19 protein-coding genes are annotated in these 15,229 nt (G+C 63.0%); 9 read left to right on the top strand and 10 right to left on the bottom strand.

What is annotated here, in order from left to right; translation table 11 throughout:
- Window positions 1-93: 93 nt before the first annotated feature.
- The 9 genes from madM to mdcA all read right to left on the bottom strand — a co-directional run bounded on the left by madM (window position 94) and on the right by mdcA (window position 7,403).
- Window positions 94-858, bottom strand: a complete 765-nt coding sequence (gene madM, locus P406_RS25805; RefSeq protein ID WP_004409324.1) for a malonate transporter subunit MadM — start codon at window positions 856-858, stop codon at window positions 94-96.
- A gap of 1 nt (window position 859) precedes the next feature.
- Entirely contained in the window at window positions 860-1,276 is a 417-nt protein-coding gene (gene madL, locus P406_RS25800; RefSeq protein ID WP_003366092.1) for a malonate transporter subunit MadL, read from the bottom strand.
- Window positions 1,277-1,345: 69 nt separating this feature from the next.
- Window positions 1,346-2,281 carry a malonate decarboxylase subunit epsilon gene (gene mdcH / locus P406_RS25795; protein ID WP_046237747.1) on the bottom strand — a complete coding sequence of 312 codons (936 nt, stop codon included), beginning with the start codon at window positions 2,279-2,281 and terminating at the stop codon, window positions 1,346-1,348.
- Entirely contained in the window at window positions 2,278-2,916 is a 639-nt protein-coding gene (locus tag P406_RS25790) for a malonate decarboxylase holo-ACP synthase (protein WP_046237746.1), read from the bottom strand. The genes mdcH and P406_RS25790 overlap by 4 nt, the downstream gene beginning before the upstream one ends.
- A complete protein-coding gene (gene mdcE, locus P406_RS25785) occupies window positions 2,910-3,710 on the bottom strand; it encodes a biotin-independent malonate decarboxylase subunit gamma (RefSeq protein ID WP_046237745.1) in 801 nt (266 codons plus the stop codon). Before mdcE ends, P406_RS25790 begins: the two co-directional genes overlap by 7 nt.
- Window positions 3,707-4,558: a biotin-independent malonate decarboxylase subunit beta gene (locus P406_RS25780; RefSeq protein WP_003402952.1), complete on the bottom strand. Its 852-nt coding sequence runs from the start codon at window positions 4,556-4,558 to the stop codon at window positions 3,707-3,709. Before P406_RS25780 ends, mdcE begins: the two co-directional genes overlap by 4 nt.
- The gene (locus P406_RS25775; protein WP_003346322.1) at window positions 4,551-4,850 is read right to left on the bottom strand and encodes a malonate decarboxylase subunit delta; all 300 of its coding nucleotides are present in this window, start codon (window positions 4,848-4,850) and stop codon (window positions 4,551-4,553) included. Before P406_RS25775 ends, P406_RS25780 begins: the two co-directional genes overlap by 8 nt.
- Window position 4,851: 1 nt before the next feature.
- Window positions 4,852-5,727, bottom strand: a complete 876-nt coding sequence (locus tag P406_RS25770; protein WP_046237744.1) for a triphosphoribosyl-dephospho-CoA synthase — start codon at window positions 5,725-5,727, stop codon at window positions 4,852-4,854.
- The gene (gene mdcA / locus P406_RS25765; RefSeq protein WP_046237743.1) at window positions 5,727-7,403 is read right to left on the bottom strand and encodes a malonate decarboxylase subunit alpha; all 1,677 of its coding nucleotides are present in this window, start codon (window positions 7,401-7,403) and stop codon (window positions 5,727-5,729) included. The genes P406_RS25770 and mdcA overlap by 1 nt, the downstream gene beginning before the upstream one ends.
- A gap of 262 nt (window positions 7,404-7,665) precedes the next feature.
- On the opposite strand from mdcA, the gene P406_RS25760 reads away from it, so the two are divergent.
- Entirely contained in the window at window positions 7,666-8,070 is a 405-nt protein-coding gene (locus P406_RS25760; protein WP_046237742.1) for a PAAR domain-containing protein, read from the top strand.
- 135 nt (window positions 8,071-8,205) lie between these two features.
- Here P406_RS25760 and P406_RS25755 read toward each other — a convergent pair whose 3' ends face one another.
- Window positions 8,206-8,985 carry a ParA family protein gene (locus P406_RS25755; RefSeq protein WP_003304810.1) on the bottom strand — a complete coding sequence of 260 codons (780 nt, stop codon included), beginning with the start codon at window positions 8,983-8,985 and terminating at the stop codon, window positions 8,206-8,208.
- A gap of 308 nt (window positions 8,986-9,293) precedes the next feature.
- Between P406_RS25755 and P406_RS25750 the strand changes: the two genes are divergently transcribed.
- The 8 genes from P406_RS25750 to P406_RS25715 are packed head-to-tail and all read left to right on the top strand — an operon-like array spanning window position 9,294 to window position 15,206.
- Window positions 9,294-10,013, top strand: coding sequence for a beta-ketoacyl synthase chain length factor (locus tag P406_RS25750; protein WP_003414301.1), 720 nt, complete (start codon window positions 9,294-9,296; stop codon window positions 10,011-10,013).
- Window positions 9,989-10,801 (top strand): lysophospholipid acyltransferase family protein, encoded by an 813-nt coding sequence (locus P406_RS25745; protein WP_004409308.1) that lies wholly within the window; start codon window positions 9,989-9,991, stop codon window positions 10,799-10,801. Before P406_RS25750 ends, P406_RS25745 begins: the two co-directional genes overlap by 25 nt.
- Window positions 10,776-11,036 carry a phosphopantetheine-binding protein gene (locus P406_RS25740; RefSeq protein ID WP_003316688.1) on the top strand — a complete coding sequence of 87 codons (261 nt, stop codon included), beginning with the start codon at window positions 10,776-10,778 and terminating at the stop codon, window positions 11,034-11,036. The genes P406_RS25745 and P406_RS25740 overlap by 26 nt, the downstream gene beginning before the upstream one ends.
- A 9-nt stretch (window positions 11,037-11,045) precedes the next feature.
- Window positions 11,046-11,300, top strand: a complete 255-nt coding sequence (locus tag P406_RS25735) for an acyl carrier protein (protein ID WP_003316687.1) — start codon at window positions 11,046-11,048, stop codon at window positions 11,298-11,300.
- On the top strand, window positions 11,297-11,842 hold the full coding sequence (locus P406_RS25730) for a COG4648 family protein (RefSeq protein ID WP_003316686.1): 546 nt from the start codon (window positions 11,297-11,299) through the stop codon (window positions 11,840-11,842). Before P406_RS25735 ends, P406_RS25730 begins: the two co-directional genes overlap by 4 nt.
- A gap of 10 nt (window positions 11,843-11,852) precedes the next feature.
- Window positions 11,853-13,535, top strand: coding sequence for an acyl-CoA synthetase family protein (locus P406_RS25725; RefSeq protein WP_046237748.1), 1,683 nt, complete (start codon window positions 11,853-11,855; stop codon window positions 13,533-13,535).
- Window positions 13,528-14,262 carry a glycosyltransferase family 2 protein gene (locus P406_RS25720; protein ID WP_046237741.1) on the top strand — a complete coding sequence of 245 codons (735 nt, stop codon included), beginning with the start codon at window positions 13,528-13,530 and terminating at the stop codon, window positions 14,260-14,262. The genes P406_RS25725 and P406_RS25720 overlap by 8 nt, the downstream gene beginning before the upstream one ends.
- A complete protein-coding gene (locus tag P406_RS25715; RefSeq protein WP_003414291.1) occupies window positions 14,259-15,206 on the top strand; it encodes a lysophospholipid acyltransferase family protein in 948 nt (315 codons plus the stop codon). The genes P406_RS25720 and P406_RS25715 overlap by 4 nt, the downstream gene beginning before the upstream one ends.
- The last annotated feature ends 23 nt before the right edge of the window (window positions 15,207-15,229 follow it).

The raw sequence follows: 15,229 nt of genomic DNA, 5'->3' as shown, positions 1-15,229 counted from the left end.
TCTACGTGTTGTAAATGAGCATTCCGATTGGACTCGCATCCGAGCCTGTTTTTAACGAAGCATCACCGAGCGCAGCCACTTTTAGTACAGAGCCTAGCCGACGATGGCGCGCACGATGAAGTACAGCACCGATGGCCCGAGCAGGCAACCCAGACCGGTGTGGAACGTGGCGGTCAGCGCACCATAAGGCACCAGACGCCGGTCGGTTGCTGCCAGCCCTGCGGTAACGCCGCTGACAGTACCCGCCAGACCACCGAAAACCATCGCCGAGCGCGGATTGTCCAGCCCCATCCAGCGCGCCGCCATGGGCGTGCCGACCATCACCAGAATCGCCTTGATCAGGCCGGTGGCAATCGACAGCGCCATTACATCGGAGGTGGCACCCAGCGCAGCACCGGTCACCGGGCCGACAATGTAGGTTACTGCCCCGGCACCGATGGTGGTCATGCTGATCGCGTCCCGATAACCGAATACCCAGGCAATGCTCGCACCGACGATAAACGGCAGAATTGTGCCCAACAGCAAGGCTATGGCCCCGATCAGTCCGGCCTTGCGCGCTTCGGTGGCCTGCACTTCAAACGCCGTCGCCACGATAGCGAAGTCACGCAGCATCGCCCCGCCCATCAGGCCGATACCGGAAAACAACGTGATATCCGCCAGCCCTTTCTGGCCGCCGGTCAAGGTGCCGCCGACCCAGGCCAGAATCAGCCCGATGACGATCGCAATGGCCGAACCATGCACCCGGCCGAACGTCAGCCGTTTGGACAGCACCACAGACACCCACATGATGATGCCGACGAAAGCGAAAGCGGTGATCAGGCCGTTGTGTTCAAGTCCCTTCTCGATGAGGTCCCACATATCAGCGACCTCCGGCCGGGGCGATTTCAGGCGTCAGCAGCGGCTCTTCCTTGGGTAACGGCTCACCGCGATTGGTGCGGCTGATCACTGCGATGGTGCAGGCACACAGCACCACCGAACCCACAGCGGCCAACACCGCCACCGGCCCGCCCTTGAGCGCGGTGACAACGTTTTGTTGTGCGGCCATCGCCACCACCACCGGGATGTACAGCGCGCCCCAGAAACCCACGCCCATTTCGCAGTCCTTGCTCATGCCGCCGTGTTTTTCCATCCACAGGCGCGCGCAGATCAACAGGATCATGGCGATCCCGACCCCGCCCACGTTGGATTTCACGCCCAGCAGAACGCCGAGCATGTCGCCGAGAATCACGCCCGCAAGCGTGCAGATGGCCAGTAGTGCAACACCGTAGATAATCATTGTTGTTATTCCTCTGTTTGCATTGCTGAAGTTGTTGTTTTTGTCCTTCGTAGCAGCTGCACGGCGGCTCTATAGGGTGCGGCGACCCTCCTCGCGCGACAGCGCGACCAGGCTGTCCAGACGCGCAGCCTGAAAAGCCAGCGCGGTGCCCTGCTGGAATACCTTGCGCGCCAGCCCGGTCAGCACGCTGCCGGGCGGCAATTCGATGTGCAGGCGCACGCCCCGCTCCCAGGCGGTTTCCACGGTGCTGCGCCAGTCGATGACCCGACACATGTTGAACGCCAGGTCGTCACGCAGCTTCTCGGCATTCAACACAGGTCGCGCCGTGCTGCCGCTCAGGTAACGTATCGTGGGTGCCTGCAGCGCGACCGTTGAAAAGGCCTCGGCCAGTTGTTGCGCGGGGGCGTCCAGCAAGGCGCAATGCGACGGCACGCTGACCGCAAGACGCTTGACCGCTGCCGCGCCGGCGGCCTTGGCCAGTTGACCAACCTGATGCATCGCCTCGGCACTGCCGGAGATCACCATCTGGTTGTCGGCGTTGATATTGGCGAGAAATACCGGTGTCTTCGCGCTGTGTACCTGCGCGATCAGCGCTTCTACCTGCGTCTGGTCCAGACCGATGAGCGCGGTCATGCCGTAACCCTGCGGCCAGGCGCTTTGCATCAGCTCGCCACGCAGCGCGACCAGGCGCACGGCGTCGTCAAAGGCCAGCGCACCCGAAATCACCGCTGCCGGATAAGCACCGATGGACAGCCCTGCCAGGTAGTCCGGCACGCAATCACGCGCCTGCAGCACGCGCGCGCATGCGACGCCCGCGATCAACAGGCAAAGCTGAACGGCACGGGTGGCTTGCAGTGCCTCGGCGGTGTCCAGCGCAAGCACGTCTTCGCCCAGCGCATCGGCGGCTTCCTGCAGGCAGTCGCGCACCGCAGCATCGTCCGGCAACTGATGCAGCATGCCGGCTTGCTGCGCGCCCTGGCCGGGAAATACCCACAGGCTGCTCATGCGCGCACCTGACCCAGGTGCCATGGGTCTGCAACCAGCCGCGCGCCGGTGGCGGTCTTGAGCAGCACCCGCCCCGTTGGCCGCGCCCACTCACGCAGCGCCACGGCACCCTGCTCGAGTTGCAGCTGGACGTCGACCCGGCAGACCGAGGTTTCCAGCGCCTCGACCAGCTCGGCGGCACAGCGGCGACCCAGGCGTCCCGGGGTGCGCAGGATCAGGTCCAGATCGCTGTCCTGATGCAACGCGGCAATACCGCTGGCCAGCTCGAATCCGGCACTGCCGCCCACGCCCCAGTCCAGCTCCAGCGCCTCCATGACCGGACGGATCTGGCGCAACGCATGCAACGCCGGCCATTGCTGATGACGCTCGGTCGGGACGTCGACCAACTGCTCGGGCATGACCCTTCGGCAGACGTCGGCCAACGGCATGCTCGCGGCATAGCGCTGCTCCCGACTGCGACCACGCAAACCCACAGCCACCTGTCCAGCGGGCATTGCCTGACGCCGGACCACCACCGGGTGCCCGGCCAGCACGGCGTCGACCGCCCATTTGGGCGCATCGTCCGCCAACGCAGTCAGCGGCATGCCCCACAACAAATCGTGGGGCAGCACTGCGCCAGTGTTGCTGATCACCATTGCGCCCGCAGCAACTGGCGCACATTGGCCGACGCCGCACGGTTGCTGGCGCCCAGGCGACTGCTCAGATCGACGCCGCGGGCCTGCACGTCCTTGATCGCCCTGCTCAGCACATGGCGCACCTGGGTGAGATCATCGGCAGCGGGCTGTTCGATCTGGCTGACCGCCAGGGTTTCCCACAGCAGACCGAGACTGGCGTAGCTGTCGATGTCGTAAGCCATCGGCGGGATGCTGGCGGCGAGCTTTTCCAGGTCCTCGACGCTGCGCAGGGTTACGCGGGCTGCCGAGGCCTTGCCCATCGCATGCACCATCACGCCGGGATCACGTAGCGCGATCAATCGATTGGCCTGATAGCCGTGGGCCAGGAATGCGCCGGACATCGCTTTGCCGACCAGCAGGCCGATCACCGGGTGCCCGGCCAGACGTGCTCGCGCGTAACTGTCCACGGCCCCGGCCAATGCCTGATGGATACCGAGCGCTTCCTCGCGACGCCCGTAGGCCTGGCTCGGGACGTCGACGATGGCAATCAGTGCGCGTTTTTCGGCGCGGTCGCGATCCTGCTCGATGACCTCGTCCACCGCCTTGGCCAGGCCCCAGCCTTCCAGCAGGCCGACTTCGCCCTGACGCGCCCGGGGAAAGCGGTTGTCGGTATCGGCAATCACGGCAACGAAACGCACCGCCTGCTCGCCGAGAAAACCGTCGGCGACCTTGAGTGAAGCAGGCAGGCCAGTGACTTCACGGGCGCCTGCGCTCAAGGCGTTGAACCAGTTCAAACCCCGCTGTGAATGACTCATGACCGGGCTCCTTGATAGAGGGTGCGCACGCTTTGCGGATCGATTTGCGGCTCAGTGTCGAGGCTGGCCAGGCGTTGCAGGAACAGTGGGTACTGACTGCTGCGATGCGTGTCGGGCACGCCCTGTTTGAGCCAGCCGCTGACCTGCTGGCGGACATCGGCGACATCATCGGCAGCAAAACCATCCACCAGAGCGCTGGCAAAGCGTTGCTCGCCACCGGTCAGGCTCCAGATGAACGGGCGATCGCGTGAGTCGTATTCTTCGATGCCGGCTTCCTGCTCGATCACCTGCGGACCGTTCAGGCCCAGACGCGCTTCCTGGGTCACCAGCAGGTAACTGCACAGCCCGGCGGCGATGGACATCCCGCCAAAGCAGCCGACGCTGCCGGCCACCACGCCAATCACTGGCTGGTACTGACGCAGGTCGACTATCGCGGCATGAATCTCGGCAATCGCCGCCAGGCCCAGATTGGCTTCCTGCAAACGCACACCACCGGTTTCCAGCAGCACGATCGCGGCGGTAGGAATGCCGTTGCGGTTGTCTTCGGCAGCCAGTTCCAGCGCCCCGGCCATTTTCGCGCCGCCGACTTCGCCCATGCTGCCGCCCTGAAACGAGCCTTCGATGGCAGCGATGACCACCGGCCGACCATCGACAGTGCCTTTGGCGACCACCACGCCATCATCCGCCTGAGGCACCACGCCCTGCATGGCCAGCCACGGCGACATGACCCGATCGAACGGCCCGAGCAATTCGCGGAAGCTGCCAGCATCCAGCAAGGCGCGGGCACGCTGTCGGGCACCCAGTTCGATGAAACTGTGCTGATTCAGCAAACGTGCGTTATCAGTCATGGCCGATCTCCTCGAAGCCTTGCTCAAGGCGCAAACGCACGACGCCGGGCGTCGCGCCGAAGTCATGAATATCGATGCTCAGCGCAGGCGGGGTCTGACCGTCGAACATGCGTTCGAACAGGTGCTGCCAGCGCAGCGCGGCACCGTTGACCGACGTCACTACCTGAATCGACAAGGTGCCCGGTTTGCCGGGTTCAAGCAGCACCTCCAGATCACCGGAGCCCACCACACCCACCAGCGCACGGCCCTTGGGCGGCTGTCCGGCAGGAAATTCAAAAGACAGGGTTTCCATTTCAGGCACTCCTCGAAACAGGGCCGAGCGCAGGCTCAAGGCCATCGATGAACAGGCAGGCAGCCAGCAGATCCGCCGCGCCACCGGGCGAAGCATTGAGGGCCAGCAGTTGCTGGTCCAGCGCGTTCAGTGCGCGGCGGCCCGCCAGACTGGCGCTGCCTCCGGCATCCAGCACGCGTTGTGCGCCTTGCTGCATGGCGTTCAGCCCTTCGATGCCGGCGCGATGCAGCACGCAGGTGTCGTCCAGCGTAGTCATGATTGCCAGCAGCGCATCCATCCGGGCGTTCTGCTCGCCGCTGCCTGCCGCGCGGCTGCGCCGCAGTTGCGGCAAGGCGAACAGCCTGACCGCCGGGAAACCATGCTGTGCCTGCTCTCTGGCGCCCATGACACCGTAACGACGAACCACCTGATCACCGTGGCTGTTTTGCCTGAGCACCTGGCGGTCCTTGATCTGGGCCAAAGCGGCAGAGCGTGCGCAGATGGCCTCGGGCGCACACTCCTGGGGATCCAGCGCGGCAGCGGTTACCAGCAGGCCCAGCGCCCAGATCGCGCCGCGATGCGTATTCACCCCGCTGGTGGTGCGCAGCATCGTGGCTTCGCCTTCACGGCCAAGCCTGCCCAATGCCTCACGCAATGGCTGGCCCACGACACCGAACTGCGTGGCGGCGTCGGCCATCCACTTGAAAGTCGGCCACAACGACAGCGCCGAAGAATGCATCAACCCCAGGTGCAGGTCGCTGTGCGCGCCGCTGCCACGCCGGTCCACCAGAGCCGGTTTGGGCGACAGGTCGGCTTCGTCGATCAAGGCGTCGACCGCCAGATCGGCCAGTCGCTCGGCCAGCGAGGCCGATTGCGGTGTCCATTGAAGTGCGCTCATTACCAGCTCCTGAATTTGGCGGGCGGGTTGTAGAGGCCACCGGACCACTGAACCAGATCGGCAATGCTCTTGGCGGCCAGCAGTTCACGGCTGGCGTCGGTGCGCCGGATGCCGAGGTCTTCGGGCAGCGCGATCAGCCCTTCACGGCGCATGCGTGCGGTGTCCTTGGGGTTATGGCGCAAGCCGATCACGGTCACGCCTGCCACGGCCGCGATCATCGCCTGGCGTTCCTCAAGGCTGCGCGCCTTGTAGAGGTAGGCGATGCCTTCTTCGGTCAGCAGGTGGGTCACGTCGTCGCCGTAGATCATGATCGGTGCCAGCGGCATGCCGCTTTTCTTCGCCACCTCGACGGCGTCCAGGGTTTCGACGAAGGTCGGTTTGCCGCCCTCCTGGAACGTCTCGACCATCTGCACCACCAGCTTCTTGCCGCGCTCCAGGTAGGCAGCCGGGCCGTCATCGTGCTGCTGACGCATGTCGAGCCAGGCGGGCGTGGCATGACGCCGGCCGCGTGGGTCGTGGCCCATGTTCGGCGCGCCACCAAAGCCGGCCAGACGACCACGGGTGACGGTCGAGGAATGCCCGTCGCCATCAACCTGCAAGGTTGCGCCGATGAACAGGTCCACCGCGTACTGCCCGGCCAGCTGGCAGAGCTGGCGGTTGGAGCGTAGCGAGCCGTCACGTCCGGTGAAGAACACATCCGGGCGCGCGGCGATGTAGTTCTCCATGCCCAGCTCGGTGCCGAAACAATGCACGCTCTCGACCCAGCCGCTTTCGATGGCCGGGATCAACGTCGGGTGCGGGTTGAGTGTCCAGTTGCGACAAATCTTGCCCTTCAGGCCCAGCGACTCGCCGTAGGTCGGCAGAATCAACTCAATGGCGGCGGTATTGAAACCAATGCCGTGGTTCAACGACTGGACGTTGTGTTTCTCATAGATGCCGCGAATCGCCATCATCGCCATCAGCACATGCACCGGCTTGATGTGGCGCGGGTCGCGGGTGAACAGCGGCTCGATATAGAACGGCTTGTCGGCGACCACCACAAAGTCGACCCATGAGGCCGGGATGTCCACGCGTGGCAGCTCGCTGACGTCATCGACCAGTTGGTTGACCTGGACGATGACGATGCCGTCGCTGAATGCCGCCGGTTCGATGAGTGCGGGGGTGTCTTCGGTGCTGGGCCCGGTGTAGATGTTGCCGGCGCGGTCGGCCATGAAGCCTGCTGCCAGCACCACATTGGGGATGAGGTCCACCACCAGCCGTGAATAGAGTTCGATGTAGGTGTGGATCGCACCGATTTCCAGCAGGCCGTCTTCCAGCAGCTGACTGATGCGCAGGCTTTGCGTACCGGCAAACGAGAAGTCCAGCTTGCGCGCAATGCCCTGCTCGAACAGGTCCAGGTGCTCGGCGCGGCCGACGCTCGGCATGATCATGTGCAGGTCATGCACCTTGCCCGGATCGACTTTGGCCAGCGCGCGGGAGAGGAAGTCCGCCTGCTTCTGGTTGTTGCCTTCAAGCACCACGCGGTCGCCGGAAACCAGCAGGGCCTCCAGCGCGGCGACGATTTTGTCGGTTGGCAACACCACACCGTCGGCCAACGCCCGCACTTGCTCCAGACGCCGCTGCTTCTCGCTGCGACGACGTGTCCAGCGTGCGTCGGGGGAAGTTGTTGTTGTCATGATCGCTCCACGATTTTGCTGTCGTCGGCCACCATAGGAGCGATAGCGGTCGAGCATCAATCAAGCAACGCGTCGAATCATTACGGCTGGAGTAACGATAGGGGAACGGATGTTTCGCCGGGCGCGTCATTGCGCGTGCAACATGCTCGAAACGCCCGGCTGGTAATTGCGTAGGACCGCTCTTTAAAGGGCCAGGGGAGCTATCGGAATCCGTGTTTGCGCCTAGCCTTGAGGTTTTCCGTAACCCAGAGGCAGTAGCGCGATGTCATTTATAGTCAGGGAAGGCGATCTCACCACCACACGCGGCTTCGTGCTGGCCGCATCGGCAAGCGAAGTCATCGAGCGGCGCCGTGTGGCGCGCATGGGAGACCCGGTGTGGTGCCCGGCCTGCAAGCAGATTGGCTTCATCGCCCAGGGCAACCCCACCTACATCGACGAACTCGTGGCGGTCGCCACTCAGGGGCATGAGGTGCAGTGTGGCTGCGAGCCCGGCAGCAATACGCTGACCACCTCGCAGGAGCATGTCCGGGCCGACATGGACGCGACCATCACCATCCCCGAAGAACTGGCCAACACTGCCCGCCAGAATGCTGAACACCTGGCGCGCTCATTGAGAGACGGCAGCTATACGCCCGAAGTACTCAGGACTCTTTCGCAGCCGTATTGAGCTGCGAATCTCGTGCCCATGCTCCGTATTCAGCATTTGTGGAGGTGAGCTTGCTCACGAATGCTGTGGTTTAAACGCCCTGCTTTCGGGGTCTGTACCGGCCCCTTCGCGAGCAAGCTCGCTCCCACATGCCCATCACGGATGGGCGTTGGTCTCGAGCAAGTGATGCAGTTCCACGAACTGCTGCGTCAGTTTGTGCCGTGGGTCGAGGTGGATCAGCGGCAGGTTGGCCTGATGCGACTCGCGCATTTTTACCGAGGCGTTGAGGTACACCGGCAGCACCGGCAAGCCTTCGGCAATCAGTTCGTCGAGCATTTGCTGCGGCAGGCTGGCCCTGGGCTGGAACTGGTTGACGATGATGCCTTCCACCTGAAGACCTTCGTTGTGGTCCTCTTTCAATTCCTCGATCTCGCGCATCAGCCCGTACAGCGCCTGTCGCGAGAAGCTGTCACAGTCAAAAGGGATCAACACCCGATCGGACGCGATCAACGCCGAAACCGCATAGAAATTCAGCGCTGGCGGCGTATCCAGATAGATACGCTCGTAATCTTCGCTCAACTCGTCGAGCAGTTTGCGCAGCTTGTTGATCTTGTGCTTGGCCTCGAGCTTGGGCTGCAGGTCAGCAAGCTCTGCAGTCGCCGTGACCACATGCAGGTTGTCGAACGGTGTTTCGTAGATATCGACATGGTTCTTCTTGGCGACCGGGGAGCCGGACAGCGTGTTCTTGAAGAACTCGGCAATCCCCATCGGAATATCCTGACCGGTGAGGCCGGTGAGGTACTGAGTCGAGTTGGCCTGGGCATCGAGATCGATCAATAACGTCCGATAGCCTTCGTGAGCGCTGACTGCAGCCAGATTGCAGGCGATGCTCGATTTGCCGACACCGCCCTTCTGATTGAATACCACGCGACGCATGCTTTGGATTCCTTGAAAGATGAAGAAACAGCAGCAGTGGCCGATAACGACCGTAAGAGGAGGTCGATTCTAGACAGCACATATGACAACGGTGAGCTTAACGCAAAACAGTTGCCAGCCGGTTGTCATACAGAAAAACGACTTCAACCTTAAAATACACGCCTGTAAACGGTTTTTATGTAACAAATTTGCTAGTAATGAGCCCCATCAGGATAATGCGCGCACTCGGTCAATTACCGCACCCAGGCTGATATCGACCTGATATCGATGTAGCGAGAAACAAGCCCGCAGGGGCGGGAAGAGAAGCCTTGATCACCTTCAACATTGCACGATGGCAAGCCTGGGCGCCGGGCCTGGCGAGCGCGGAAGACTGGCAGAGATGGAGCCTCGATCCGACGTTGCTGGAAACCAGTGACGCAGCGCCAGACGTGTCTTTTCTTCCTGCGATGCAACGCCGCCGCCTGGGCCGTATGGCAAGAATGGCGTTTGCTGTCGGCTGGCCATTGACTGAAGGGCTGGAGCGCGTCCCGCTGGTGTTTGTCTCGCGCCACGGAGAAACCCCGAGGACCTTTGAAATCCTGCGTGATCTGGCCGCCAGCGAGCCGCTTTCACCGACCCAGTTCAGCCTTTCAGTGCATAACGCCGTCATTGGTCTGTGGTCGATCATGCGCGGTGAAACAAGTGAGATGACAGCCCTGGCCGCCACAGGCGACGGGCTGGAGTATGGAGCATTCGAGGCCGCAGCGTTGCTGGCCGAGGGAGCAGAAGCAGTATTGCTTGTGGTGACTGAAGAACAGCCGCCGCAAGCCTATGCCCAATGGATTGATGACGTGCCCTTTCCCTACGCGGTCGGCTTGCTGCTGACGCCGGGGAATGAGTGGCAACTGTCTCTGAACACCGATACGCAAGGCACAAAGCGCACTCAGTGGCCTCACGCCCTGAACCTGCTGCGGGCCTTGCACACTGATCAATCCGTCTGCCTGCACCCCTGGAATAACCGGTTATGGAACTGGCAACGCAGTCACTGAAGAAAGGTCGGGACGCCTATTACTGGCGTCTGCTGGCAACAGGCATCAGCTTTGCCCTGTTCGGGTTGAGCGGTTTATGCCTGAGGTTGTTCGTTTTTCCAGTATTGAGTTGCCTGCCTGGCAGTGTGGCCAGCCATCAGCGCCGCGCACGGCGGACCATCAGCCGCCTGTTCTGGCTGTTCATCCGCATCATGGCGCGCATGCGTGTGCTGACCTACGACGTGCAAGGCGCCGAAAAGCTTGGCCGCCCCGGGCAGATGATCATCGCCAACCACCCGTCACTGATCGATGTGGTGTTCCTGATCGGGCTGGTGCGTGACGCCAACTGCGTCGTCAAACGCAGCCTCTGGGAAAACCCGTTCACCCGCGGCCCTGTGCGCTCCACCGGTTACATCAGCAACGATGGCAGCATGGACATGCTCGACGCCGCCGTAGAGCGCCTGCAAAGCGGCCAGACACTGATCATCTTCCCGGAAGGCACGCGCACCCAGCCAGGTCAGCCGCCGGTCTTTCACCGCGGCGCGGCCGCCATTGCGCTGCGTGGCGCAAGCGTCATCACCCCGGTGACGATCAAGGTCCAGCCGACCACCCTGACCAAGGCCGAGCCCTGGTATCGCATTCCGCAACGCCGCGTGCACTTCACTTTGCGCGTCGGTGCCGATATAGACCCAACTGCCTTCAGTGCGCTAGGCCCACCGCCCCTGGCGTCCCGCAAGCTCAACGATTACCTGCATGACTATTTCACCAAGGAGCTCGCCTCAGATGAGCGATCTGCACCAGGACATTAAATTGTTGATCATCGATGCCCTGGGCCTCGAAGACATCACCCCGGAAGATATCGGCAACGATATGACGCTGTTTGGCGAAGGACTGGGACTGGACTCGGTGGATGCACTCGAATTGGGCCTGGCCATCCAGAAGCGTTATGGCATCAGGATCGATGCCGATGCAAAGGACACCCGTAACCATTTCGCCAGCGTCGACAGCCTTGCGGCCTTCGTCAGCGCCAGACAACCGGCCTGAGAATTGAACATGCAAACCCGTGAAGACATCTTCGAAATCCTGCGCACCGCAATGGTGGAACTGTTCGAACTGGAGCCTGAGCGAGTCACGCTTGAAGCCAATCTGTATCAGGACCTGGAAATCGACAGCATCGATGCCGTGGACCTGATCGATCACATCAAACGCAAGACCGGCAAGAAGATTGCGGCTGAAGAATTCAAGTCGGTGAGAACCGTAAACGACGTGGTAGAGGCCGTCTACAAACTGGTCAACAGCGCCGAATGAAGCGGCTGATTGGCCTGATTCTGGTGCTGGCCGGCGTGCTGTATCCATTCGCCGTCTATTGGGGGACCGAGCATTTCGCCCCCTGGCAGTTCGCGCTGCTGCTCGGCAGCCTGTGGCTGGCGCGCGCCCTGACCGGAGAACGCAAGCAAGGCAGCCTGGCGATGGCGATTGTCGCGCTGATCTTTTGCGTGGTGCTCGGCGCCCTCGATAGCCACATGATGCTGCGCTGGTACCCGGTACTGGTCAGCACCTTCATGCTCGGCCTGTTCGGCTCAAGCCTGGTCTACGGCCCGCCGATCGTGGAAAAGATGGCGCGCCTGAACCGCCCCGATCTGCCTGAGGCGGGTATCCGCTACACCCGAAAAGTCACGCAGATATGGTGCCTGTTCTTTCTCGTCAACGGCCTCACGTCAGCCATCCTGACACTGTGGGCACCGTTGTCATGGTGGACGCTGTACACCGGCCTGATTTCCTACGGCCTGATGGGCGTGTTGTTCGCTGTCGAATGGATCGTCCGCCCACCCTCTGCGGGCGGCAAATGAAATGGATCGCATGAACTGGTTGAACCTGGAACACCTGCTGCTCGATGCGCTGCCCGACCGGCTGCTGACGCTGGCCCCGAGCCTCGACCACGCGCAGTTTCGTGATCAGGCGCTCGGCGTGGCCGCTGGACTGCAAGCGCGTGGCATCACGCACCTTGCAGTGCACCTCGAAGATGCCGCCGACCTGGCCATTGCATTGTTCGCGGCCTGGCGCGCAGGTGTACACGTGATGCTGCCCGCCGACTTGCAGGGCCAGACCCGCGAGCGCTGGGCGAATCAGGTCGACCTGTGGCTGACCGACCTGCCGGGTGACACCCACCTGAGCGATCTGCGTGCCGCGCCCCTCCCGGCGGCAGCGCTGGACCTCGACCAGTGCCGGCTGAGCCTGTGCACCTCAGGCTCCAGCGGCGAGCCCAAACTGATCGAAAAACGCCTTCGGCAACTGGCCAACGAAGTCTGCGGGCTGGAGCAACTGTGGGGCGCGGAGCTGGGCGCGGCATGCATGATCGGCAGCGTGGCGACGCAACATATTTACGGGCTGCTGTTTCGCTTGCTGTGGCCGCTGTGCGCGGCACGCCCGTTCGTGCGCCGTCAGTTGCCGTTCGCCGAAGACCTGCAACGCGCCAGCCGTGAATACCCGTCATTCGCCTGGGTCGCCAGCCCCGCGCTGCTCAAGCGCATGGGCGACAATCTCGACTGGCCGGGTCTTGCGGCCGTGCGCCGGGTGTTCTCTTCCGGCGGCGCATTGCCGGCCGAAGCCGCACACAGCCTGCAGCAACGCCTCGGTCAGTGGCCGACTGAGATTCTCGGCAGCTCGGAAACCGGAGGTATCGCCTGGCGTCAGGGCGGGCAACGCTGGCAGGCCTTCGACGGCGTAGAGCTGAGTCAGGACGCGCAAGGTGCGCTGCGCATCAGCTCGCCCTATCTGCCGCCCGGCCATGTCGAGCAGACCGCCGATGCGGCGCTGATCGGTGCGGACGGGCGCTTCGAGCTGCTGGGCAGGCTCGACCGCATCGTCAAACTCGAAGAGAAGCGCGTGTCCTTGCCGCTGATCGAGCAGGCCCTCGCGACTCACCCGTGGGTGAGTGAAGCGCGCCTTGGCGTGGTGCAGGCAAACCGTGCCTCGCTGGGCGCGCTGCTGGTGCTCAGCGACGCGGGCTTGCTGGCCCTGCGCAACCAAGGCCGTCGGGCGCTCACCGAAGCCTTGCGACACTACCTGCAGCCGCATTGCGAAACCATCGCCCTGCCGCGTCGCTGGCGGCTGCTGCGGCAGATGCCGCTCAACGCCCAGGGCAAGCTGCCGCAAGCAGACGTCGAGGCGCTGCTGCTGGCGCCACGCTCGAAACAGCCGGAAGTGCTTGAGCAACAGAACATCGAAGGCGAGTTGCACCTGCAATTGAGTGTCCCGCCCGATCTGGCGTTTTTCAGCGGCCACTTTCCCAAGGCGCCGATTTTGCCGGGCGTGGTGCAGGTCGACTGGGCGATCAGCCTGGGCCAGCGCCTGCTTGACCTGCCATGCGGATTCGCCGGCATGGAGGTGCTCAAATTCCAGCAACTGGTGCGCCCCGGCGACCGCCTCACGCTGACGCTGCGCTTCGATGCAGCACGTTCCAAGCTGCACTTCGCCTTTCGCAACGCCGACAACGCGCCCTGCTCCAGTGGCCGGATCCTCCTGGAAGACGACCATGCATAAGCCTTGCGTGATCATTCCGGTGTTCGACCACGAGCGGGCCGTGCCCAACGTGGTCAAGGCCGTGCGCAACGCCGGGTTGCCGTGCATCCTGGTGGACGATGCCAGCAGCCCGGCCTGCGAAGCTGTGTTACAGCAGTTGGCGCAGGGTGAGGCTATCTACCTGCTGCGCCTGCCGGTCAATCAGGGCAAGGGCGGCGCGGTGATGGCCGGCTTCCGCGAGGCGATCCGGCTGGGTTTCAGCCATGCGTTGCAGGTCGATGCCGATGGCCAGCATGATCTGAGCGATATCCCGGTATTTCTGGAGCAGTCGCGCCAGCACCCGGATGCGCTGATCTGCGGCTATCCTCAGTTCGACGAGAGCGTGCCCAAGGGCCGTCTGTATGCACGCTACCTGACCCACGTCTGGGTGTGGATCAATACCCTTTCGTTGCACATTCGCGATTCCATGTGCGGCTTTCGCCTCTATCCACTGGCCCCGGTCCTGGCGCTGATCGACAGCGTGAAGATCGGCAGGCGCATGGATTTCGACTCGGAAATGCTCGTGCGCCTGTCCTGGCGTGGCCAGCCGATGCGCTGGCTGCCGACCCGCGTGCACTACCCGCAGGACGGCCTGTCGCATTTTCGCCTGTTTCACGACAACGCACTGATTTCGAAAATGCACGCCAAGCTGTTCTTCGGCATGCTGCTACGCCTGCCAATGATCCTGTGGCGACGGTGGCGGCCATGAGCATCGACAAGTCGCCCAAGGAGCATTGGGCCAGTCATCAGGAGCGCGGCAGTTTCATGCTCATGAAACTCACCGCCTGGGGCATGCGGGTGCTCGGTCGGCGCCTGCTCAGCCCGGTGCTGTATGGCATCGTCCTGTATTTCTTTGTCTTCGGCCGACGTGCCCGGCACAGCATCTGGCAGTACCAGCAGCACCTGGCTGACTGGAGCGGCAAGCCCGAACTGCGGCCCAGCCAGCGCCGGGTGTTCGGACAGTTCATGGCATTTGCCGATTCCTTGCTCGACAAGCTCGACGTGTGGAACGGCAGGCTGGGCATCGATCAGATCGAGATCGTCGACCAGGCCCTGCTGCGCCAGAACCTGCGTGGCCAACGCGGACAGATGCTGGTCGGTGCGCACCTGGGCAACCTCGAAGTGTGCCGCGCACTGGCCGAACTCGGCGAAAAGGTCACCATGAACGTGCTGGTGCACACCAAACACGCCGAACGTTTCAATCGCCTGCTCGGCGAAGCTGGCGCGACCCATCTGCGCCTGATTCAGGTCAGCGAGCTGGACCCGGCCATCATGCTGCAATTAAGCCAGCGTCTGGACGAAGGCGAGTGGCTGGCCATCGCCGGTGACCGCGTCGCCCTGCATGGCGGGCGCAATGTGCGGGTCGACTTTCTCGGCCAGCCGGCGACCTTCCCGCAAGGCCCCTGGCTGCTGGCCGGGCTGCTCAAGTGCCCGGTCAATCTGTTCTTCTGCCTCAAGGGTGCGAAAGGCTATCGGGTGATTCTGGAACCGTTCGCCGACGCCATCGAGTGGCGGCGCAGCGACCGCGCTCAGGTCATCGAGCAGTGGGCCACGCGTTATGCCGCGCGTCTTGGGCACTATTGCCTGGAAGCGCCGCAGCAGTGGTTCAATTTCTACCCATTCTGGAAGTCTGCCGATGAATCAGGCTCATGAGCTGATCGCGCTCGGCGATCATG

The organism is Pseudomonas syringae pv. coryli str. NCPPB 4273, from assembly GCF_000972175.1.
Lineage (GTDB): Bacteria > Pseudomonadota > Gammaproteobacteria > Pseudomonadales > Pseudomonadaceae > Aquipseudomonas > Aquipseudomonas syringae.
The sequence above is the reverse complement of the archived record's forward strand: the minus strand, read 5'-3'. Positions and strand labels throughout refer to the sequence as shown.